The organism is Nostoc punctiforme PCC 73102 (genome assembly GCF_000020025.1).
GTDB lineage: Bacteria > Cyanobacteriota > Cyanobacteriia > Cyanobacteriales > Nostocaceae > Nostoc > Nostoc punctiforme.
Genome location: NC_010628.1, coordinates 77,426 through 98,037 on the forward strand (window position 1 = coordinate 77,426; position 20,612 = coordinate 98,037).

Here is a 20,612-nt window from a genome sequence, read left to right on the forward strand (position 1 = left end):
AATGACCAATGACAAATGACAAATAAATCCATGAATTTCAAAATTCCTTTAGGATGGCTACAGCTAGCGCAGCAAAAAGTTCGTTTACTAGTAGCTGTAGCCGGGATTGGTTTTATTGTACTGCTAATGTTTGTGCAACTTGGCTTTCAAGATGCTCTTTATTCCAGTGCAACTGCTGTGCATCAGAATCTCAAAGGAGATTTATTTTTAGTGAGTTCGCAATATAAATCTTTGACCTCAAATCAAAGTTTTTCACGCACTCGTTTGTACCAATCCCTGGGGTTTGATGGCGTAGAGTCAGTTAGCCCCATGTATTTGCAATTTGCCAAACTGAAAAATCCTGCAACTAGTGAAAAATATTCAATATATGTTATTGGTTTCGATCCAGGTAGACCTGTGATGAATCTCCCAGAAGTGGAGAAAAATTTAGATAAACTCAAAATTCCCGATGTCGTGCTTTTTGACCGGGGTTCTCGCCCAGAGTTTGGCCCAATAGCAGAAAAATTTAATGGGGGAGAAACTGCACAGACAATTGAAATATTTCCCTACAGTTCATTGATTGGCTATAGAGTGAGAATAGGTGGTTTATTCACATTAGGTCCTTCGTTTGGAGTAGACGGAAATTTACTTGTTAGTGACTCCACTTTTTTGAGGATAAATCCCAATACTCGTCCGGCAGATATGATAGATATTGGTTTGATTTCACTCAAACCTGGCGCTAATGCCGAAAAAGTACTGAAAAATTTACAGGCAAATTTGCCTAGTGATGTCCAAGTTTTTACCCGTCAAGGCTTCATTGATTTTGAAAAAAACTATTGGGCTGTTAGAACACCCATTGGTTTTATTCTTAACTTAATGTTGACAATGGCTGCGGTTGTTGGTGTGGTTATTGTTTATCAAATTCTTTACAGCAATATTGCAACTCAGTTCGTTGCTTACGCCACTTTGAAAGCCATAGGTTATGCCAATAGCTATTTATTGAATGTCGTATTTCAGCAAGCTTTAATTTTGGCAATCTTAGGGTATATTCCAGGATTCATTACTTCTGTCTTGTTATATAGTTTTGCCGCAGAAGCCACTAAACTACCAATAGTTATGACAACTAATAATGCAGTGATTGTCTTAACTTCAACAGTTTTAATGTGTATAACATCAGGAGCGCTTGCTATCAACAAACTCCGCTCCGCAGATCCGGGAGATATTTTCTAGCTATTCGTTGCATCAAAATAATCAAATTTTTTGCCATGATATAGACTAATAACTAAGCGTTGGTTCAGGCTCTCCACAGAAAAATTCTTCTTTATACCAATTTTAGATTTTAGATTAAAAGCCTTTACCGGAATTTAAATTTGGTATGAATTTTCAGTTTTTTATCTAACAAGTCAAGTTCACCCATTTAACAATAATTCCGATTTTATGAACCTCAAAGATAAAACCCTGCTAATTACGGGAATTGATGAATTTGTCGGTTTGCGTACAGCCGAGTTAGCCATCGCACAAGGAATGAAGGTTCGTGGACTTAAAAGTTCTACAGAACAAAACAAACAATTACAGAATTTAGGTGTTGAGATAATTATTGGTAGTATCACAGATTCTACTATTGCTCAAAAGGCTTGTCAGGGAGTAGATATCGTTTTACATACAGATCAACTTGCCGAAGAAGCTGGCGCAATTAAGAATTTCCGTGATGTCAATGTTGGTGGTACTGTCAACATGGCTAAAGCCGCTAAACAGGCTGGTGTCAAAACATTTGTGCATCTTTCCAGCGTAATGGTTTACGGTTTCAACTATCCTAATGGTGTTACAGAATCTGGGCCACTTTCTGGCGAAAATAATCCTTACTGTGAAACGAAAATAGAAGCCGAAACAGCAGTTTTAGAACTGAATAATCCTCCAGATTTTGGCATCATTGTTATTCGAGCTGGAGATGTTTACGGCCCAGGAAGTATACCCTGGATAGTCAGACCAGTTCTGATGATGCGTCAAAAATTATTTGCCTGTGCTAACGATGGCAAAGGAGTTATTAATCATGTATACATAGATAATCTGATTGATGGCATCTTTCTAGCGATAGAAAAAGAAACCTATGGTGAAATATTTAATATCACCGACGGACAAGAAACTTCGTGGAAAGAGTATTTTATGCGTTTAGCAGCAATGGAAGGTTTATCAGCACCCCTTTCATTACCGAAAGATGAAATCAAGTTGTTTCTAAAGCTACGTGTTCAAGGACAAAAACTTTTTCGAAAAAAAGTTGATATCCTACCAGAGTCTATAGATTTTATGACTCGTCCTTATGCTTGTTCTATTGTCAAAGCACAAAGCATGTTAAATTATAAACCAACAATTCACCTAGAAGAAGGAATGCAGCGAACACATGAATGGCTGCAAAAAACAGATATTCAAAGCTTGATTAAATAGTCAACAGATTTTAAGAATTCAGGAGTCATAATTCAGGATGATTATAAAATCAATAGGCTATAGCACGGTTGATTGATTTTATTCAGCTTAAAGTATCAAATTATTCTGGATTCTGACTTCTGGCTTCTGAATTTTCAATGGCTACGTTGCATCTGCCTAACAATTGTCTGCAATTGAGCATAAAATAATCCACAGATTTTCCGAATACTTGTTATGAGTAGCAATCAGCCACGATTGAGCATCGGATTACCTGTATACAATGGCGAAAAATTTATCAAAGAAGCCATAGATTCACTCTTGGCTCAGACTTTTGAAGATTTTGAGCTAATTATTTCAGATAATGCATCTACAGATAAAACTGAGGAAATTTGTAGAGCTTATGCCGAGAAAGACCAACGTATCTGTTACTACCGCAATGACAAGAATATCGGTTGCGCTCGTAACTTCAATCGCGTCTTTAAATTGTCTTCGGGTGAGTACTTTAAATGGGCCGCTTATGACGATCTACATGCTCCAGATTTTATCAAGAAGTGTGTTGAGGTACTTGACCAAGACCCTAGCATAATCTTGTGTCACTCCCAAACATATTTCATTGATGAACAGGGAAATTTCCTCCAAAACTACGATATCAAACTCAAGGCAGATGCCCTAAAACCACACGAGCGTTTTCATGAATTGCTGACCAAGCATTTATGTTATCAATGTTACGGTGTAATTCGTGCCAGTGCCCTGAGAATGATACCGCCTATGGGTGGTTACGGTAATGCAGATGGAATTCTCTTGTTAAGACTTGGTATTCTTGGCAGGTTTTATGAAATCCCTGAATACCTATTTTGTGCCAGAAGCCATCCGCAACAATCAATGAGTATGTATTTCCCTAATTATTTGTTGTTTGCTAACAACACTAAAAAAACCTCATTGAGTATGCTACCTGATTTCTATGCTTATGCAGTGTGGTTTGATTCAGCAAAGAAAGGACAAATTTTATTGCCACATTGGAGAATAATTTGGGAGTATCTACTCTCTATATGGCGTAGTCCCCTGAGTTTTAATGAGCGACTTTGTTGTTATAGAAGCCTACATCAGCAGTTAAAAGGGGCAGAATATCTTTTGCTGAAAGATTTACTAAGAGTGCTGCAAGTGCTTTGGAAAGGCCGGCAACCAGCAGCAATTGGAAAACATCAAGTCATACATTGAACCAATCAGTTCAGAAAAAGCTGGTAAATATAGCTTGTTCTCAAACCCAAAATTACCTATTTTCCACTACAAAATTATGCTGAAACGATTTCATTTGTCTCATGTTTTACTTGCTACTTTAGTGAGCCTCAGCTTTGGTAAAACAGTGAATGCAGAACCAACTGCAACACTTAGTGTTGTGGTAAATGGCATACAACACAAAAAAGGTGAGATTTGCTTTAGAGTTTACGCAAGTGAAAAAGGATTTCCGATGAGTAATTCTAGTGGATCTCAAAGTGGCTGCGCTAAGATTACTGGCAATTCTGTTAGAAAAGATTTCTCCGGTTTGAAGCCTGGAACTTATGCTGTCGCCGTTGTTGACGATCAAAATGGCGATTATAAACTCAATAAAGACTTTTTTGGTATTCCCACAGAAGGTTTTGGAATTTCCAAAAACCCAACTGTGTCAATACAAACAGGTACACCAAAATTTCGTGATGCCAGTTTTGTTGTAAATAAAAATACAACAGTCAACATTATCATGAAGTATTCGCTGGATTCATAAAGGTCATAGAGGAGAGGTTACAGGGTACAGATTATTCCCTGTCACCTCTCCCCTAATTACCAATTATTCAGAATTACGGTTTAGATCACACCTACATATAAACAAGCCGATATTCTACCGGAGACTAAAAATTTAATGGAAGATTTGGCAATATTTCTGTCTAAGTCTTTGATGGGTTGGCTGGTTATTCAGGTGTGTTTAACGCTTGTTTTTATATGGTATCTGCGCTCATCTAAAAAAAACTTATTACCAGATGATCAGTTACCCAAAACAGCAGTGATTCTTTGCTTACGCGGAGCCGATCCGTTTTTGCCTAGATGTTTGCGATCGCTCCTGAACCAAAACTATCCACAGTATGATTTAAAATTGATCGTTGATAGTCACGAAGACCCCGCTTGGAAAATTGCCAGTGAAAGCATCACAGAGCAAGAAGCGACCAACGTTCAAATTAGCCCTTTGAGAATAGTACGCAACAATTGTAGTCTCAAATGTAGTTCCTTAGTCCAAGCTGTCCGTGAGTTGGATGATTCCTACAAGGTGGTTGCCTTAGTAGATGCTGACACCATAGTCCATGTCAATTGGCTGCGAGAATTAGTCAGTCCTTTAGGTGATGCCAAAATAGGGGCGACAACAGGTAATCGTTGGTATGTACCTACAGGTAGGTATTGGGGATCTTTAGTGCGGTACATCGGTAATGTATCCACAGTTGTGCAAATGTTTATCTTCCAGATTCCTTGGGGTGGGAGTTTGGCTGTGAAAACAGAAGTACTTCGCCAAACAGAACTGCTAGATAAGTGGGGACAAGCTTTAGGCGAAGATTTTATGATGCACGACATTCTCAAAAAACATGGGTTGCAGGTAAAGTTTGTGCCTTCGCTACTAATTGTCAATCGTGAAGAGACTGATTTATCCAACTTAATCGACTATCTTAAGCGCCTGATACTTTATTCCCGACTGTATCACCCACGTTGGTTAGCTTTAGTTAGTGAAGCTGTTTCTAGCATTTTGTTTCCTACTGCACTGATCATCTTAGTTCTAGAGTCCTTCTTACAGGCAAAATGGGAAGCTGCGGTTGTCTTATTAGGCTGCTACAGTGTCTATACTGTCGGACTACTTTTGATAATGCTCGTGTTGGAATTAGAAATACAGCGAGTGGTTCGCTCTAATGACCAGGCGATGTCTATCGACAAGCCGTTGCACGTCTACGCAAAATTATCGGGTGCTACAATCATTAAAATGTTGATTGGGATTCCGCTAACACAGTGGGTTTATGGGCTAGCGATGCTATCATCCATTTGGATCTCAACAGTCACCTGGCGCGGTGTCTCTTATCGGGTTCAAGGGCCTTGGAATGTCCGGCTAGTGGAATATCGCCCTTATCAATGGTTAGATCAGCCCATTGATAGCAAGGTTTCTCTTTGAATTAAATCGCTAAATATGAACTAGGGCATGAAAGTTATTACACTAAACATTCCCTAGTCTTCAAATTATATTATCTTATATTTAGTACAACTATATTAGCTATAAACCTTGTCAGAATACATGATTTTCCTTGTTACTTATCAAAATGTATTTGCATAAATGACAAGGGTTTAGACAAATATATTAAGGGGAATTTTGACTTAGTAATTTGGATGTTTTCATAGTTCCAATTCAGGTTTACAAACATCCGCTTCACAATTGAGAGTTTCGGCTATTTGAAAATGCGTAAATCCTTAGTCTAATCGTATTAGTGGGAATTTCTGAACTAGAAGATCAGAATGTTCATGAAACATAAGCTGCGTAAATCCTAAATTGAAAACCAGCATTTTCGTGAAAGATTCCTCTTTATTATGACTAAGCAAAAACTTCGCATTGCACTATTTACAGGATTGTATGCTCCTTTCTTGACTGGTGTTTCCGTCGCAGTTCACCAACGAGTCCGTTGGTTGCTAGAGCAAGGACATGAGGTTTTTTTAGTTCATCCGCAAATCAGCGATCGCTACCCCAAAAATGTTGGCGATCGCCCCATGCCAGGTTTGGATGAAATTGAGTCTTTTCCCAATTTCTCTGCTTACGCATTTCCCACAGAACCCCTATTATTCTATAAGTCTCTTCCTCAACCGTTAAATTATCGGCATTGGAGTGATACCAAGTTGCTGGATAAATTTAAGCCTGATATTATCTTGGTTGAAGAAGCCGCGCAAATGAGAGGTTTATACTCATTTTTCTTGCAAGGTTATGGTCGTCCAATTGGTGTCGAATACGCAAAAAGAACAGGCACACCAATAATCTCACTTTTCCATACTGATATCGTTGCGTATATCAAGTATTATTTTGGAGATAAATTCTTTAACTTAGTTCGTCCGATCATTCCTACTTTAGTCAAGCAATTTAGTGAGTCTTATGACTTCAATTACTTTTCTTCTAAAGAACAACTCACTAAATACGAAGAATTGAAATGCCAACGCGCTGAATATGTCCCTTATCAAGGCATCGATTGCGAAAAATTTCATCCGCGCAATATTTGTTACAATCCCATTCCTAACGATAACCGACCAACTCTTTTGTTTGTCGGACGCATTACCCCGGAAAAGAATGTCAACCAACTACTTGATATCTTTCCAGTCATAGCTGCCAAAATTCCTGATGTTCATCTGGTGATTGTTGGTAGTGGCCCGATGGATGAAGAGATTCGTGAGCGTGCTAAAAAGTTTGGATCGGGTATTACTATATGGGGCGAATCCCACGGTACAGAACTTTTAGGCTGGTTTGCTAGAGCAGATATTTTTGTCAATCCCTCTGTCACTGAAAACTTTTGCACTACAAATAACGAAGCCCTAGCATCTGGAACCCCTTTAGTTGCCGTTGTTGCACCCTCAACTTCAGAACAGGTGTTTCCTGGTCGTAATGGTTTTCTTGCCCAACCTAACAACCCCACAGACTTCGCTCAAAAGGTGATTACGATTCTAGAAAATCCCGATTTGAAGGCAGATATGACTCGGCACGCTCGCCCTTCCATACTTGAATTTGATTGGTCGGCATGTATGCAAAAACTTGAAGACAAACTTTACCAAATCGTCGAAGGATCTCAGAAGGTGAAGGTAGGTACAGGCAGTATAAGACGATAACGATTACAAACACGATCGCTAGTATTTACATAACTAGCGATCGCTCTACATATTGACAGATGTCAAGCAAAACTAGAAAAACCTAGATTGGGTGGAATATCCTGAATCCGCCCAGGGCCGATCGCTCGTAATGCTTCTTTGAGTAAAATATCCCCAGTATACAAAGCACGTCCGACAATTACGCCAGTCACGCCTTGAGGTTCTAACGCCAACAAACTCAACAAATCGGTGAGAGAACTTACACCGCCAGAGGCAATTATCGGGATGGAAATTACCGCCGCAAGTTCTCGCAAAGCTTCTAAATTTGGGCCGATGAGAGTACCATCTCGGTGAATATCTGTGTAAATGATGGCGGCTGCACCCAATTCTTGCATCTGTACAGCCAGTTGGGTTGCTAAAACTTCTGAGGTTTCTAACCAACCACGAGTTGCGACTCGACCGTTACGGGCATCAATGCCAATAATAATCTGTCCAGGAAATTCTGCACACAGTTCTTGTACTAGCTGGGGTTGTTCGACGGCGATAGTTCCGAGAATTGCCCACTGTATGCCTAGATTGAATAATTGTTGCACGCTGGTGCGATCGCGCAATCCTCCACCAATTTCAATGGGTACTGACACCGCGTGAGCGATCGCTTCAATTGCCCCCAGGTTTACTACTTTACCTGCTTTGGCACCATCTAAATCAACTATGTGCAGTCTATTAGCACCCTGATCGACCCACTGTTTGGCAACATCAACGGGATTTTCGCTAAACACTTGCGAGCGATCGTAGTCTCCCTGATACAGTCGCACACATCGACCTTCTAGTAAATCTATCGCTGGAATTACATCCATTTATTTCTCCCTCATAACTCAATGCAATCGAAACCCTAGCTAGCGCTGGGGTTTCTATTTTTGATTTTTGATTTGTAATTGCCTGACAGCGTGCCCAAAACCTAGCACAAGCAAGATGTTAGAAAGAGTCAAAAATACTTCTGCACCACCATGCAACCAATCTACATTGGCCAAAGACTCGCCATAATGCAATTGGGCGTAAATTCCGGCTGGGATGGTGATAGCCACAAAAACGAGAGTACCGTAAAATCCATACAGCGCTAAACGCGGCATTTGCGGACTCCGGCTGATAAACCACAAGAAACCCAAATAGGGAAACAGTGAAAGTGCAAACAGGGTTTCTTTAGAAATCATTGCTCTAATTTGATAGGTTCTGGTTCAACAGTGTTAGAAGATTTGGTAGAACGCCAAATCAAAAACGCTGCTGCCCAAAGCGTAAAATTACCAACTAAGGTCATGGTAGCTTGAAGTGTTACCAGCCATTCCAGAGATTCGGCGTTGTCGAAATAATGCCAGGTACAAGCACACATAGCGCTAACTAAAGCTGGTAACATAGCAAGGGACAATCCCCACCAATTGCGGTTATTAGTGAGTTCGCCGTAAGTCCAGATTAACCAAATGGCAACAATCCACTCTATAACGCTAGAAATATGAATAATCCAGGTGGGAATCGATAGGGTGTGCATAAGAAAGTTAGGAGTTATGAGTTAGGAATTAAAGACGCGGAATTTAGCGTCTGTACTGGAGTTAAGAGTCAATAGTATTAATCTTTTTGTTTTTCTATGTCCTTATTTTCCTACTATACAATTCATCTTTTGTTGGCAGGATGGCATCAACGTTTTAAAAAAAATTGTTAATCTAAAATCCAAAATCTAAAATCCAAAATGGTCAAGATGCGGGCGTTATTGTCTGGATATTACGGTAAAGGTAATGGTGGTGACGAGGCTTTGTTAGCAACGCTCTTGCAAATGTTACCATCTCACGTAACCCCTGTGGTACTTTCGGGAAATCCAGAGGAAACGCGCGATCGCTACAATGTAGAAACTTACGATCGCATGGCTCCCTTAGCTGTACTGCAAGCTTTACGCTCAAGTGATGCCTTGATTTGGGGCGGCGGGAGTATTATTCAAGATGTTACCAGCACTATCAGCCCCTTTTATTATGGGGGAATGATGGCATTGGCGCAGAAAATGGGTTTGAAAACTGTTGCTTGGGCGCAGGGTATTGGCCCGTTGGTGCGTCCGCAAACCCGTTGGTTAGCGCGGCAAACCTTTGGTAATTGTACCAAAGTTAGTGTCCGTGATCGCGCCAGCGCTGCTTTATTATCTGATTGGCAAATTCCTTGTATTATAGCTCCTGACCCGGTTTGGGCGTTGGAATCGAAACCAGTACCGGGACTTTGGGATTTACCTGCGCCGAGAGTTGCGGTAACGTTGCGATCGCATCCCCAACTTACAGAAACACGCCTAGCAAATTTAACTCGTGCTTTGGTGGATTTTCAAAAAGCTACGCAGGCTTTCATTTTATTACTGCCATTTCAAAAAAGTGAAGATTTAAGTATTGCCGAAGCTATTCAACCCCACCTTAAAGATGTCAGCCAGATTTTATGTCTGGAAGATCCACAACTTTTGAAAGGTGTGTTTCGCGGCGTGGAGATGGCAATTGGGATGCGACTACACAGCTTGATTATGGCTGCGGCTGAAGGTTGTCGCTGCTTTGCTCTTAGTTATGACCCCAAGGTAAATCGTCTTATGGAAGACTTAGAAATGCCTGGGTGGGATTTGGCGAGTTTACCCAATGACCCCAATTTGATTAGTCTAACTTGGATGGAGCATTATGCTAATGGCGATCCTTTATCACCAGACCAAATACAATCTTTAGTAGATAGGGCATTAATCCACCGCGAGTTATTGAGCCAAGCTTTTATTTGACACTCCTTAGCCATAAATGACGGGGATTCTAGATCGTTAATTATCAAAGTTTTGTAAATTGATTATAAAAATACTCAAGTATATTTTATGACAAACTATAACAGTTATGTTATCTAGGATATACAGAAATAATTCTTGAGATCATTCTGATGATAAACTTTGGTTTTTGGAACCTAATTATAGTAATTGTAGTTGCATTGGTTCTCAAAAATAATTGGCGGCTAGATGATGATGAAAAGGCAGCCTGGAAAAATTCTTTATTCTTAAAATCTTCTGCTATCCAACGGTTGATGCAATTTTTGCGTCAACCAATTGTTAACTTTATCATCCAAGCAGTTGTTGTATTAGTCGTTACAAGATTTCTCTGTTATACAGGTTGGCTAGTTTATTTCCTAAATCAGCCAAATCCACCTTTATGGGATTTTAAATGGTTTTATGTGGCGAGTAAATTGGCTCATCAGCATTTGAGTCCTTTTAATGTCGAGGTTTTTAACCAAAGTTTCTGTAGCCTAACTAAAACGTGTGGATTTATTCCACCATTTGTCTATCCACCTAATATTATTCCTCTTATCTGGTTTCTCGGTTATTTTTCGATCAATACTGCATTTACAATATGGATTGTGATGCATATATTAGCAATCGGTTTAGCCTTATGGGGAGTGAATATCCTCCTAGAATCGAAGTCGCCAGCTTTTAGAACTATTTGCACAATTTCGGCTGCTTTAATTTATGGTTTAGTTCGCGATCTTCAAGTTGGTAATCTTGCCATTTTCGTTGCGGTTCTCATTTTATGGATGTTTATCTTGGCTAGAAAATATCAGGATATTCCAGCAGGACTTTGCTTGGGTATTGCCGTTTGTAAACCAACATTAGCTGCATTATTCATTCTATATTTTCTATTAAAAAGACGTTTTTCTCTAGTTTTTGTATCTGTTATCACAGGAACTTCTCTAGTATTTTTAGGTCTAGCCTTGACGGGCAATTCTGTGACACAATACCTACCAGATACGGCTCGTGGATTTGCACTTTGGCTTAACGATCCATCAAATAGTCCCTATCTTTCGATTACTCGCCTAGATTTGATGGTAGTGGGTCCAAGATTATTACCCAATAATCCATTATTTGCCAAGTTATTGTCAGACTTTATTGTCCTGATACTTGTTAGTTTCGTGGGTTGGTATTGGTATCTACAACAATCTCTTACAGCCTGGTCAAAAGAAATATACTTAGCAGAAATAGTACTAGTTTCTTGCTTGAGTATTGCCATTAATTATTCACAGCAAACTAGTACTGTGATGTTAATACCTGCGGTTGTTTTTTTGCTCAATGATTTTCTATATCAAATCAGGTATTATAAATTCTCTATGAGCAGAATGTCTGTTTGGTTAGCAGGGGTTTGCTTTCTAGCAGTGCAAACAGCAGTTATTCATGGCTGGCTCATCGGCTCTCTAGCAAATCGCTGGGACGTGAAAGCAGGGAAATTACCCTACTTTTTGAAAGTAACTATCTTCGCGCTACCGAGTTATGCAATTCTAGGAATCACCCTGAGTATTTTAGTCTTAGCAATTAGTTCACTGCGTCAAAAACAGCTTTTAAAATTTGAACCTTAAAATCCAATACGCTTGGGTTAAGCGCTACTTGTACAAAATCGTGGGTTTTGAGACGCGATAAATCGCCGTCTCTACAAGTGTTTTGGTCTTTTCTGAACTGTCTTGCCTTAAAATCTGGTGTCAATTTAGAACACCAAGATTAAAACCAGTTTTACCTTTTAGCACTGACAATCCCTGACCATTGAACTTTTTTCTCTTTCTCTCGGCGGTAAGAAAAGAAATGCTCTGGAGTTTGGAAAGTACAATAAGGTGCGATCGCAATTTGTTCTGCACTAATCCCCATATTTTCCAGTTGTAAGGTATTCACTCGCCGCACATCTAGCCTTACCTTTCCTGGATCAGGATCTTCTAGTAAAGGTGAATTTGGTAGTTCATGCAATGCAGTTAAAATTTTTTCTTCGTCATTATGTGATATAATGCTAGCCCCAATTTCAGCAGCCACTTCGATGGAGACTTGGTAAACCTCACCAGCGATCGCCGGGCCCATTGCAATGCGTAAATCATCAAGTTTGCTGCCTTGAGATTGTAGCCGAGCGATCGCTAGGGGCACAATTTTCTTGGCAGTCCCTCGCCAACCCGCGTGTAATGCTGCCACCCGTCCAGTTTTCACATCCCCAATTAGCACGGGTGTACAATCTGCACTAGCTACCCAAACGGCTTGGAGAGGCTGCTCGCTCATTAAACCATCCGCCGATGCTAAATCATCCTCAGCAGTGCTTAAAAAGCTTTCAACTTCTTGGGGGGTGAGAACAGTATTGCCATGAACCTGCTTTAAGCGATAGACTGATGCCTCTGGTTGCAATACTTCTGTGATAACTTGTGGCGATCGCGGCCAAAACTGCTGGGTAAAGAAGCCGTGATGCCAATGTTCCAGAATACTACAAGTTAGATAAGGCAGTCCTTCCCAATTGCGCCAGTGCCAAGTGTGCATCTTCAACCAAACCTAAACAAAAATCACTCATCAGCCAATCAATGCTAACTTGAACAACGGAATTTGGGTTAACTGCTGTGGGATTTAATCTGCAAAACTTGGAATCAGCCTTGAAAGCAGGGCGTAAGTATACATATTTACCCTTTTCCCCCCACTTTTTTGAAAGTGTCTCCTCAACAAACCAAACCCTCTGGAACTTACTACACCAAGGGGCTATTTCAGGAACAGTAGTCATCGCCACTCAGCAATCTGCTGGGCGGGGACAATGGGGACGCGAGTGGATTTCTCCAATTGGGGGATTATATGTTTCCGTGGCGATTTCTTTCGATCGCAAAATAGAAGCTACTGACAGCTACCAGCTAACTTTCGCAACTGCTTGGGGAATTGCGTCTCAATTGCGCCAATGTGGTATAGATGTTGGGATAAAATGGCCCAATGATTTAGTTTTAAATAGTCGCAAACTAGGCGGCATTTTGACAGAAACCAAAGTAAACAAAGGACAAATCACCCAAGCAGTAATTGGTGTTGGTATTAACTGGACAAATCCAGTACCAGACACTGGAATCAATCTGGAATCGTGGCAAGCTTCCCAAGATTTCAGACCAATTTCTAGTCTGGAAATACTCACCTCTAAAGTCTTACTGGGAATAGAATCCGGTATGGAGTGCCTTCAACAAGAAGGAGTAAGCATACTCTTGTCTCGCTATCTAGACTTGCTTACAAACATGGGCGATCGGGTGTATGTCAATAATCTTTTAGGTACTGTAGTTGGGGTGACACCTCAAGGAAATTTACGAGTTGATTTAGAAACACATGATACAAAGGAACTAATTACACCGGAAATTTATATTCAACCCGGTACAATCAGTTTGGGGTACCATAAATCTTCCGTTTAAATTTGAGGTTTGTTCAAAATTTCGCTCTTTGGGCAAGACAAACCACTAGCATCATCTCTTTAGGCTAATTACACACAACTGAGAGAACAAATGACGCAGCGCAATAATTCTGCCCATCATCGTTTGCATTTATGGCAGCAAGGTCTAACAAAAAAACGTTTTGCCTCAACACTACCAGCTCAGAGCCTCTGTTGGCTGAGTAGCGTCAGCCTCCTTAGCGGCGGCTTTGTGTTTGCCCAAACGGAAACACAAGTAGATAACATCGTTCCCACTGTTGAAACTTCCCAGCCAACAGTAGTTCCAAATCCAGTTAACACTGAGCGAAGTCAAAGTGTTAAAAAACAGGCTGTTGCACCTGAAGCCGTTCAAGCGCAACCGGAATTTTCCCAACGGCGAGCCAGACTCAAACAGAGACTACGCAAGCCAGAGGTAGCTCAATCAAAAGAACCGATTAGGCAGTCTACGCCCAAAATCGAAGCTGCTGAACCTGTTGTTATTATCAGACAGTCAAAACCCAAAGTAGAAACCTCTCAGGTTACTCCTGCAAGGGTGAGACAGGAAAAACCCAATACCCCTGTCCGCTATGCACCTGAAAAACTCCCAGAAGTTGCTCAACCATCGAATAACTCCAACAGTTCTGTTAGTGCAACGCCAGGTAAAACCAAGGATTATAATAACGCCTATATTGATCCTAATAGTTATGACAGTGGTGCTACAGGTACTTATCAAGCACCGAATTCTGTAATTCTCACAGAACGCTCTAGTGGTTGCCGAGCCATTTTACCTTCAGGACAAAGCGTATTAGGCGGCGTTTGCGCCAAAGTACCCCAAAGGAATGTAGCTGATTCTAATGGTAAAGTAGCACCTAATTGGCTAAGAAGAAGTCAAAACGCTCAACTGCCAGTAGTTCCAACTGCGCGGCAAGTTGCAACGACTGGCAACACTAGCAGATGGCGTGCTACTCAAAATGGTTATAGTGGTGACACCAAGACCGCATATCGCCCAAATCGGTTTATCCCGAGTCCCAGCGAGTTCAGTCCCACAAGAGTTAGTGCCACTCCTATTGCACCCAGTGGCGGGACTTTACCGCCACCAATGGCAGATGGCAACATTGCACCCCGTCCCAGTAACGTAGCTTACGACTTCTCACTAGCATCGGTATTGCCACAAATCCCTTACACAGGGGCAGTTGCCTATAATGGGACGGGGATGATGTATCCCTTGTCTATACCCGCTCCCATTACCTCGTTGTTTGGTTGGCGAGTTCATCCAATTACAGGTAATCAACGCTTCCATGCTGGTACAGACTTAGGTGCGCCTACGGGAACACCTGTTTTAGCAGCAGCAGCTGGTCAAGTCGAAACTGCTAACTGGATGGGTGGTTATGGTTTAACCGTTATCCTGAATCACAAATCGGCTGAACAAACTCTCTACGGTCACATGTCAGAAATCCTTGTTCAACCCGGTCAATGGGTACAACCTGGAACTCTCATCGGCCGAGTTGGCAGCACCGGGGCATCCACAGGCCCTCACCTGCACTTTGAAGTCCGCCACCTAACACCTAACGGTTGGGTTGCTACTGACCCAGGTGTGGAATTACAAAGCGCCCTCAGTCAGTTAGTACGAGGTTTGCAGACCGCCCAGGTTAGTCAAGAACCAGGCAGCTAGAAGAAGCTGAGGGGCAGGGGGGCAGGGGAAGCATGGGAAGCATGGCAAGAATAACTAATGCCCCATTCCCAATTCCCAATTCTCCATGCCCCATTCCCAATTACAAATACCCGTGTTCTGCTAAGAATGCGGGTGTAATGCCATCTAAACTTGTTTCATCATGAACTGTGGTGTTTGGGTTGCCAGAGTAAAGGAATTTTTCGACGTATTTGCCGAGAATATCCCCTTCTAGATTCACCAAACTCCCAGCAACCAAATAGCGAAGATTTGTCTCGCTGTATGTGAGGGGGATTACCGCCACCTTGAACTGAGAGAGTTCTGAGTCATAAGCGGCTACTGTGAGACTGATGCCGTTGACAGCTATGCTACCTTTGGGGACAATGTATCGTGCGATCGCATCAGATGCAATAAAGGTCATTTCCCAAGAACTAGCCGTTTGTTCTGCCACTAGCAATCGACCGATGCCATCTACATGCCCCATCACAAAATGACCGCCAACTTTGCTCCCCACCTTTAGCGACGCTTCTAAATTGACATATCTCTGTTGAGTTTGCTCACCTCCCAACGTCGTGCGGCGTAGCGTTTCCGGTGAAGCTGTGGCGATAAACCCGTCTTTTAAAACTTTTTCCACTGTCAAGCAAACGCCATCTACTGCAACACTGTCACCATAAGCCAAATCTTGCATAATTACTTCACCAGAATGGCTTACACAAGTAATTTGCCAAGAATCGCCCCCCAAGGGTTCTATCGTTCCTAATGCTTGGATTAATCCTGTAAACACGGCTTTTTTGTCAAACTAACTCTATTTATTGCCTAAATTTGCCTGAAATGAATTGGTAATTGTCACAGAAATGTCGAACATCCAAGTATATTTTCTGACTTTTTTTCGTATAGGAATATTAACACATTAGCATCCTTCACAAGGCATACTTGGGTAAGAAGGTTATTGTCTAAGAAGACCAATTTGACTTACTCTGGTTTTCACCACAAGTTCGGAGTTTAATAGAAGCAATTATAGAGAACGAATGCTTATGTTTATTACTGTCACCAAACCGCCTAAAAAGGGGTACTATTTGTTACAAAGCATCCAAGGCTCTCAAAGCATTGTAGAGGCTTAGGCAATGATTGAAATGAAAGTCGCTGGCATAGCATTAGATGCCATAACCCGCAGCCCGATCGTCCTTTTGAAAGATTCTTCAGATCGGCGGGCTTTGCCAATTTACATTGGTCAGGAACAGGCTAGGGCAATTATGGGCGCACTGGAGAATCAAAAGCCTCCCAGACCCTTAACCCATGACCTGATTGTGAATCTTCTAGAGACTTGGAATATGACTCTAGAAAAGGTGATCATTCATTCCCTACAAAAGGATACATTTTATGCCGCTTTGATTGTCCAGCAAGGCGAGGTCAAAAAAGAAATTGATGCACGTCCTAGCGATGCAATCGCCATTGCTCTCCGTACAAATACCCCTATCTGGGTAATGGAAGAAGTCATTGCCGATGCTTCTATCCCTGTTGACCGCGATGCAGATGAAGCCGAACAGCAAGCCTTCCGTGAATTTATTTCTAATCTCCGTCCTGAAGATTTGATCAAGCGCTTTGGTAATGGCGACAGCTAGAAAAGTGCTGAGTGCTGAGTGCTGAGTGCTGAGAAAGAATAGAGAATCTTAAAAATAAATTCTTTATTCTTTCTTTTTCACTTTTTCATTCTTGTACAGACAATATTAATCGTCTTTCTACTCAGCACTCACTACTCAGGACTCAATTTATGCAATACCGACGCTTTGGGAAAACGAATCTGCACCTCTCGGTTTTCTCTCTGGGAACAATGCGCTACCTGGCTTCTTTTGAAAATGCTCACCAGATCATTGAACAAGCCTTAGCGCTAGGAATTAATCATCTAGAAACCGCCAGAGGTTACGGCAAAAGCGAGGAGTATCTTGGTAGGGCATTAAAAGCTGGGTTGTCAATACCCCGAACGAAGCTTTACATCACTACCAAAATCTCAGCCACAGCAGATGCTGACACCATGCGTCGGTACATCGACGAATCTCTAGAGCGATTACAGCTAGATTATTTAGATTGCTTAGGGGTTCATGGCTTGAACACTTGGCAACATTTGGAGTGGGTGCAAGCCAAAAATGGCTGTATGAAAGCCGTAGAGGAAGCTGTTGCTGATGGTCGAGTGCGACACGTTGGTTTTTCCAGCCACGGGTCATTAGAGCTAATTCAGGCAGCTATCAAAACAAATTTTTTTGAGTTTGTCAATCTGCATTATTACTATTTTTTTCAACGGCACGCACCAGCAATTCAACTAGCTGCCGAAAAGGACATGGGCATTTTCATTATTTCCCCTGCTGACAAAGGGGGAAAGCTGTATACGCCACCCCAAACCCTAAAAGATTTGTGTCACCCGTATTCCCCCTTAGAACTAAGCTATCGTTTTTTACTTGGTGACAACCGTATTAATACTTTAAGTATAGGGCCAGCCAACCCAGATGAATTAATAGAACCTTTGCAAGTTGCTGACCATGATGGAGAGCTAAAATCAGCAGAAATTTCTGCTTTCCAGAGGTTAGAAAATCACCAAAAACTTGCTTTGGGAACTGATAAATGTAGCCAATGTTATGCTTGTTTGCCCTGTCCAGAAAATATCAATATTCCAGAGGTATTGCGGTTACGTAATCTCGTAGTGGCATACGACATGAAAGACTATGGACAATATCGTTACGGAATGCTTGAAAATGCTGGTCACTGGTTCCCTGGAATGAAAAGCGATCGCTGTACAGAATGCGGAGACTGTTTACCTCGGTGTCCAGAAAAGTTAGATATTCCAGAATTATTGGAAGATACTCACCAAAAATTAAATGGGAAAGCAGGTCGGAGGTTGTGGGGATAAAAATGTAAGCATGAGAGCCACCACTTAGTCGCACACCCGTGATTCTGGCTCCTGAGTTCTAACTTCTTTTTTGGTAAAATTAATAAAGATTAAATAAAGTCAGGAAGATCCGCCCAAGCTGGAGTATCTTGTCCAAAAAAAGATGAAAATTAAAAAAAAAGAAATATCCTACGCCAATCCCTGACGGTTTTCCGCTACAGTGGACGGGCTGTGAACTTGGTATGGACTACCAGCCGAACGCTTACCATTCTTCTGGCGAGTTTAACTTTAGTGGCTGGTCTTTTACCGGCGGCGATATCCTACATCAGTAAATTAATCGTTGATGCAGTGGTATTTGCCTCTCAAGTTAATTCACACAACAATGGTTTTGTCAATATTTATCCTTCCCTATTTTATGTAGGATTAGAAGCGATCGCTGTAATTCTACTAGCAGGTAGTCAACGGGGAATCCTCATTTGTCAGTCTTTATTGCGGGCGCTAATGGGTCAGCGAGTGAATGTACTCATCTTAGAAAAGGCGCTGACACTGGATCTTAGGCAGTTTGAAGACTCAGAATTTTATGACAAATTGACCAATGCCCGACGAGAAGCATCAGTTCGTCCACTTTCGTTAGTAAACCGCACCTTTGGGTTGGTGCAAAATGCTCTTTCCCTGATTACCTACGGTATTTTACTAGTAAATTTCTCAGTTTGGGCGGTGGTGGTGCTGATTTTGGCAGCGATGCCTGTATTTATTGCCGAAACAAAGTTTGCTGGAGAAGGCTTTCGCCTATTTAGTTGGCGGGCGGCAGAAACTCGTCAACAGCATTACTTAGAAAATCTGCTAGCAAGAGAAGATTTTGTCACAGAAGTCAAACTCTACCAGTTGGGAGAGATGCTACTAGGACGTTACCGCAACCTGTTTCATCAACTCTATGGCGAAGACCGCGATTTGACCCTACGGCGAGGATTTTGGGGCTATCTCCTGGGTTTAGTCAGTACTAGTGCTTTTTACCTAGCTTATGCTTGGATTGTACTAGAAACAGTGCGAGGTAAGATTTCCTTGGGAGATATGACAATGTATCTCACCGTTTTTCGCCAAGGACAATCAACTTTCTCTAATGCCCTCACATCTATTGGAGGGATGTATGAAGACAACCTATATTTATCAAATCTCTACGATTTTCTAGAAGAAGAAGTACCAAAGTCTTGGGGTAAGGCAACCATTGGTTTAAATCCCCAAGATGGTATCCGTTTTGAGAACGTATCATTTACTTATCCAGGAAGTTCTAAGCCAGCGTTGACAAACATTTCGCTACACTTGAAACCCAGAGAGAAACTGGCAATTGTCGGTGAAAACGGTTCCGGTAAGACTACCTTAATTAAACTACTTACCCGACTCTACACCCCCGACTCTGGGCGAATTTTCTTAGATGGCTTGGACTTGCAGGAATGGGATGTCGATGTGTTGCGTCGTCGTATTGGTGTGATTTTCCAGAACTTTGTCCGCTACCAGTTTAGTGTGGGCGAGAATATTGGCGTAGGTGATGTAGAACATCTCGAAAATAAAAACCGTTGGGAAACTGCTGCTGAAAAAGGCATGGCCCAATCTTTTATTGACCAATTACCCCAAAGCTTCCAGACTCAACTTGGTCGTTGGTTTAAGGGAGGACAGGAACTTTCTGGGGGACAGTGGCAGAAAATTGCCTTGTCTCGTGCTTTTATGCGATCGCAAGCAGATATCTTAGTATTGGATGAACCAACATCAGCAATAGATGCCCAAGCTGAGTTTGAGATTTTCAATCATTTTCGCGCTATTACTCAAAATCAGATGGTACTTTTGATTTCCCATCGCTTCTCTACAGTCCGAATGGCTGACAAAATCGTAGTTATAGAAAACGGCGAAGTTATAGAACAGGGAACTCATGAAGAATTGTTACAGCTAAAAGGGCGTTATGCCAAGTTGTTTCTATTACAAGCAGCCGGTTATCAGTAAATAGCTAAAACCAATGTTTAGGAGGGATTACAGGCTTAGGGATAATTCTAATAGCGATCGCACCACCAAAGCTATAGGTTGCGATCGCTTCTTCTGAGATGAGGTCTATTAAGCACTCTTCCCTAAGTAGTAAAAAAATTGTAGTTTACTACTCTAAATGCTTAACAGGAATTGATACCAAGTTTCCCAAACAATCAGCAACTTCTTTTCGATGACAGCGATTCGGGTTCATTTCAGCACACAACAATAAAATATTACCTGTTTGAGCAATTTGTGCAATTTCATGTAGAGCTTTCTTTGCTTCTTCCTGATTTATAGGAATCCAATTTTCTTTACCAGATGTGTTACCTAAAGCAGTTTTAGAAATATACTCAATATTATTTAATTCACAGAATATTTTAATTTTGTCGCCGTACCATTTCCGGCTCCAAGCACGAGTAACCATCCTCACATCTACAACACATCCCACATCAAACTTTTGTAGGTATTCCAAGAAGGCATCGTAGTCTTTGCGATTGCCATATCCGAAGGTAAGTATACATCTTGTTTTAGCAATATCTTTAATCTTCATTTTAAATTCCTGGAATAATCAACT

The 20,612-nt window shown here is 41.4% G+C and carries 19 protein-coding genes; 13 read left to right on the top strand and 6 right to left on the bottom strand.

All coding sequences use genetic code 11. The annotated features are described in order from the left end of the window. Positions 1-30: 30 nt before the first annotated feature. From devC to NPUN_RS00265, 6 genes are all read left to right on the top strand, one after another. Positions 31-1,209 (top strand): ABC transporter permease DevC, encoded by a 1,179-nt coding sequence (gene devC / locus NPUN_RS00240; RefSeq protein ID WP_041565091.1) that lies wholly within the window; start codon positions 31-33, stop codon positions 1,207-1,209. A 207-nt stretch (positions 1,210-1,416) separates the two neighbouring features. Then, entirely contained in the window at positions 1,417-2,421 is a 1,005-nt protein-coding gene (locus tag NPUN_RS00245) for an NAD-dependent epimerase/dehydratase family protein (protein WP_012406877.1), read from the top strand. 213 nt (positions 2,422-2,634) lie between these two features. Then, entirely contained in the window at positions 2,635-3,618 is a 984-nt protein-coding gene (locus NPUN_RS00250; protein ID WP_012406878.1) for a glycosyltransferase family 2 protein, read from the top strand. A gap of 76 nt (positions 3,619-3,694) precedes the next feature. Continuing rightward, positions 3,695-4,162, top strand: a complete 468-nt coding sequence (locus NPUN_RS00255; RefSeq protein ID WP_012406879.1) for a DUF2141 domain-containing protein — start codon at positions 3,695-3,697, stop codon at positions 4,160-4,162. A 135-nt stretch (positions 4,163-4,297) separates the two neighbouring features. Next, complete coding sequence (locus tag NPUN_RS00260; RefSeq protein WP_012406880.1) at positions 4,298-5,584, top strand: glycosyltransferase family 2 protein; 1,287 nt, start codon at positions 4,298-4,300, stop codon at positions 5,582-5,584. A gap of 410 nt (positions 5,585-5,994) precedes the next feature. Then, positions 5,995-7,272, top strand: a complete 1,278-nt coding sequence (locus tag NPUN_RS00265; RefSeq protein WP_012406881.1) for a glycosyltransferase — start codon at positions 5,995-5,997, stop codon at positions 7,270-7,272. A 62-nt stretch (positions 7,273-7,334) separates the two neighbouring features. On the opposite strand, the gene hisA is transcribed toward NPUN_RS00265, so the two are convergent. From hisA to NPUN_RS00280, 3 genes are read right to left on the bottom strand one after another with little or no spacing between them, the layout of a single operon-like run. Then, positions 7,335-8,108, bottom strand: coding sequence for a 1-(5-phosphoribosyl)-5-[(5-phosphoribosylamino)methylideneamino]imidazole-4-carboxamide isomerase (hisA, locus tag NPUN_RS00270; RefSeq protein ID WP_012406882.1), 774 nt, complete (start codon positions 8,106-8,108; stop codon positions 7,335-7,337). Positions 8,109-8,162: 54 nt separating this feature from the next. Next, positions 8,163-8,462: a DUF3593 domain-containing protein gene (locus tag NPUN_RS00275; RefSeq protein ID WP_012406883.1), complete on the bottom strand. Its 300-nt coding sequence runs from the start codon at positions 8,460-8,462 to the stop codon at positions 8,163-8,165. Then, positions 8,459-8,794, bottom strand: coding sequence for a DUF2499 domain-containing protein (locus NPUN_RS00280; RefSeq protein ID WP_012406884.1), 336 nt, complete (start codon positions 8,792-8,794; stop codon positions 8,459-8,461). The genes NPUN_RS00275 and NPUN_RS00280 overlap by 4 nt, the downstream gene beginning before the upstream one ends. Positions 8,795-9,001: 207 nt before the next feature. Here NPUN_RS00280 and csaB point away from each other — a divergent pair, with 207 nt between their 5' ends. Together csaB and NPUN_RS00290 are read left to right on the top strand one after the other, a co-directional pair. Further along, positions 9,002-10,039, top strand: a complete 1,038-nt coding sequence (gene csaB / locus NPUN_RS00285; protein WP_041565092.1) for a polysaccharide pyruvyl transferase CsaB — start codon at positions 9,002-9,004, stop codon at positions 10,037-10,039. A gap of 149 nt (positions 10,040-10,188) precedes the next feature. Next, positions 10,189-11,649 carry a glycosyltransferase family 87 protein gene (locus NPUN_RS00290; RefSeq protein ID WP_012406886.1) on the top strand — a complete coding sequence of 487 codons (1,461 nt, stop codon included), beginning with the start codon at positions 10,189-10,191 and terminating at the stop codon, positions 11,647-11,649. A gap of 151 nt (positions 11,650-11,800) precedes the next feature. Here the strand turns inward: NPUN_RS00290 and pgeF are convergent, their stop codons facing one another. Then, positions 11,801-12,580, bottom strand: coding sequence for a peptidoglycan editing factor PgeF (gene pgeF / locus NPUN_RS00295; RefSeq protein WP_012406887.1), 780 nt, complete (start codon positions 12,578-12,580; stop codon positions 11,801-11,803). A gap of 77 nt (positions 12,581-12,657) precedes the next feature. Between pgeF and NPUN_RS00300 the strand changes: the two genes are divergently transcribed. Both NPUN_RS00300 and NPUN_RS00305 read left to right on the top strand, forming a co-directional pair. Continuing rightward, a complete protein-coding gene (locus NPUN_RS00300) occupies positions 12,658-13,476 on the top strand; it encodes a biotin--[acetyl-CoA-carboxylase] ligase (protein WP_012406888.1) in 819 nt (272 codons plus the stop codon). Positions 13,477-13,566: 90 nt separating this feature from the next. Continuing rightward, entirely contained in the window at positions 13,567-15,144 is a 1,578-nt protein-coding gene (locus NPUN_RS00305; protein ID WP_012406889.1) for a M23 family metallopeptidase, read from the top strand. A gap of 100 nt (positions 15,145-15,244) precedes the next feature. Here NPUN_RS00305 and NPUN_RS00310 read toward each other — a convergent pair whose 3' ends face one another. Further along, the gene (locus NPUN_RS00310; RefSeq protein WP_012406890.1) at positions 15,245-15,925 is read right to left on the bottom strand and encodes a riboflavin synthase; all 681 of its coding nucleotides are present in this window, start codon (positions 15,923-15,925) and stop codon (positions 15,245-15,247) included. Positions 15,926-16,265: 340 nt separating this feature from the next. On the opposite strand from NPUN_RS00310, the gene NPUN_RS00315 reads away from it, so the two are divergent. The 3 genes from NPUN_RS00315 to NPUN_RS00325 all read left to right on the top strand — a co-directional run bounded on the left by NPUN_RS00315 (position 16,266) and on the right by NPUN_RS00325 (position 20,017). Then, positions 16,266-16,763 (top strand): bifunctional nuclease family protein, encoded by a 498-nt coding sequence (locus NPUN_RS00315; RefSeq protein ID WP_012406891.1) that lies wholly within the window; start codon positions 16,266-16,268, stop codon positions 16,761-16,763. 149 nt (positions 16,764-16,912) lie between these two features. Then, positions 16,913-18,043: an aldo/keto reductase gene (locus NPUN_RS00320; RefSeq protein ID WP_012406892.1), complete on the top strand. Its 1,131-nt coding sequence runs from the start codon at positions 16,913-16,915 to the stop codon at positions 18,041-18,043. Between the two features lie 210 nt (positions 18,044-18,253). Further along, positions 18,254-20,017, top strand: a complete 1,764-nt coding sequence (locus NPUN_RS00325; RefSeq protein WP_012406893.1) for an ABC transporter ATP-binding protein — start codon at positions 18,254-18,256, stop codon at positions 20,015-20,017. A 148-nt stretch (positions 20,018-20,165) separates the two neighbouring features. Here NPUN_RS00325 and NPUN_RS00330 read toward each other — a convergent pair whose 3' ends face one another. Further along, entirely contained in the window at positions 20,166-20,588 is a 423-nt protein-coding gene (locus tag NPUN_RS00330) for a DUF488 domain-containing protein (protein ID WP_012406894.1), read from the bottom strand. Positions 20,589-20,612 lie beyond the last annotated feature (24 nt).

Coding starts and splice junctions, on each gene's coding strand:
- NPUN_RS00315 (WP_012406891.1), top strand. CDS start 16,266: ATGATTGAAATGAAAGTCGCTGGCATAGCATTAGATGCCATAACCCGC.
- NPUN_RS00255 (WP_012406879.1), top strand. CDS start 3,695: ATGCTGAAACGATTTCATTTGTCTCATGTTTTACTTGCTACTTTAGTG.
- NPUN_RS00275 (WP_012406883.1), bottom strand. CDS start 8,462: ATGATTTCTAAAGAAACCCTGTTTGCACTTTCACTGTTTCCCTATTTG.
- NPUN_RS00290 (WP_012406886.1), top strand. CDS start 10,189: ATGATAAACTTTGGTTTTTGGAACCTAATTATAGTAATTGTAGTTGCA.
- devC (WP_041565091.1), top strand. CDS start 31: ATGAATTTCAAAATTCCTTTAGGATGGCTACAGCTAGCGCAGCAAAAA.
- NPUN_RS00265 (WP_012406881.1), top strand. CDS start 5,995: ATGACTAAGCAAAAACTTCGCATTGCACTATTTACAGGATTGTATGCT.
- pgeF (WP_012406887.1), bottom strand. CDS start 12,580: ATGCACACTTGGCACTGGCGCAATTGGGAAGGACTGCCTTATCTAACT.
- hisA (WP_012406882.1), bottom strand. CDS start 8,108: ATGGATGTAATTCCAGCGATAGATTTACTAGAAGGTCGATGTGTGCGA.
- NPUN_RS00305 (WP_012406889.1), top strand. CDS start 13,567: ATGACGCAGCGCAATAATTCTGCCCATCATCGTTTGCATTTATGGCAG.
- csaB (WP_041565092.1), top strand. CDS start 9,002: ATGCGGGCGTTATTGTCTGGATATTACGGTAAAGGTAATGGTGGTGAC.
- NPUN_RS00250 (WP_012406878.1), top strand. CDS start 2,635: ATGAGTAGCAATCAGCCACGATTGAGCATCGGATTACCTGTATACAAT.
- NPUN_RS00245 (WP_012406877.1), top strand. CDS start 1,417: ATGAACCTCAAAGATAAAACCCTGCTAATTACGGGAATTGATGAATTT.
- NPUN_RS00320 (WP_012406892.1), top strand. CDS start 16,913: ATGCAATACCGACGCTTTGGGAAAACGAATCTGCACCTCTCGGTTTTC.
- NPUN_RS00330 (WP_012406894.1), bottom strand. CDS start 20,588: ATGAAGATTAAAGATATTGCTAAAACAAGATGTATACTTACCTTCGGA.
- NPUN_RS00260 (WP_012406880.1), top strand. CDS start 4,298: ATGGAAGATTTGGCAATATTTCTGTCTAAGTCTTTGATGGGTTGGCTG.
- NPUN_RS00280 (WP_012406884.1), bottom strand. CDS start 8,794: ATGCACACCCTATCGATTCCCACCTGGATTATTCATATTTCTAGCGTT.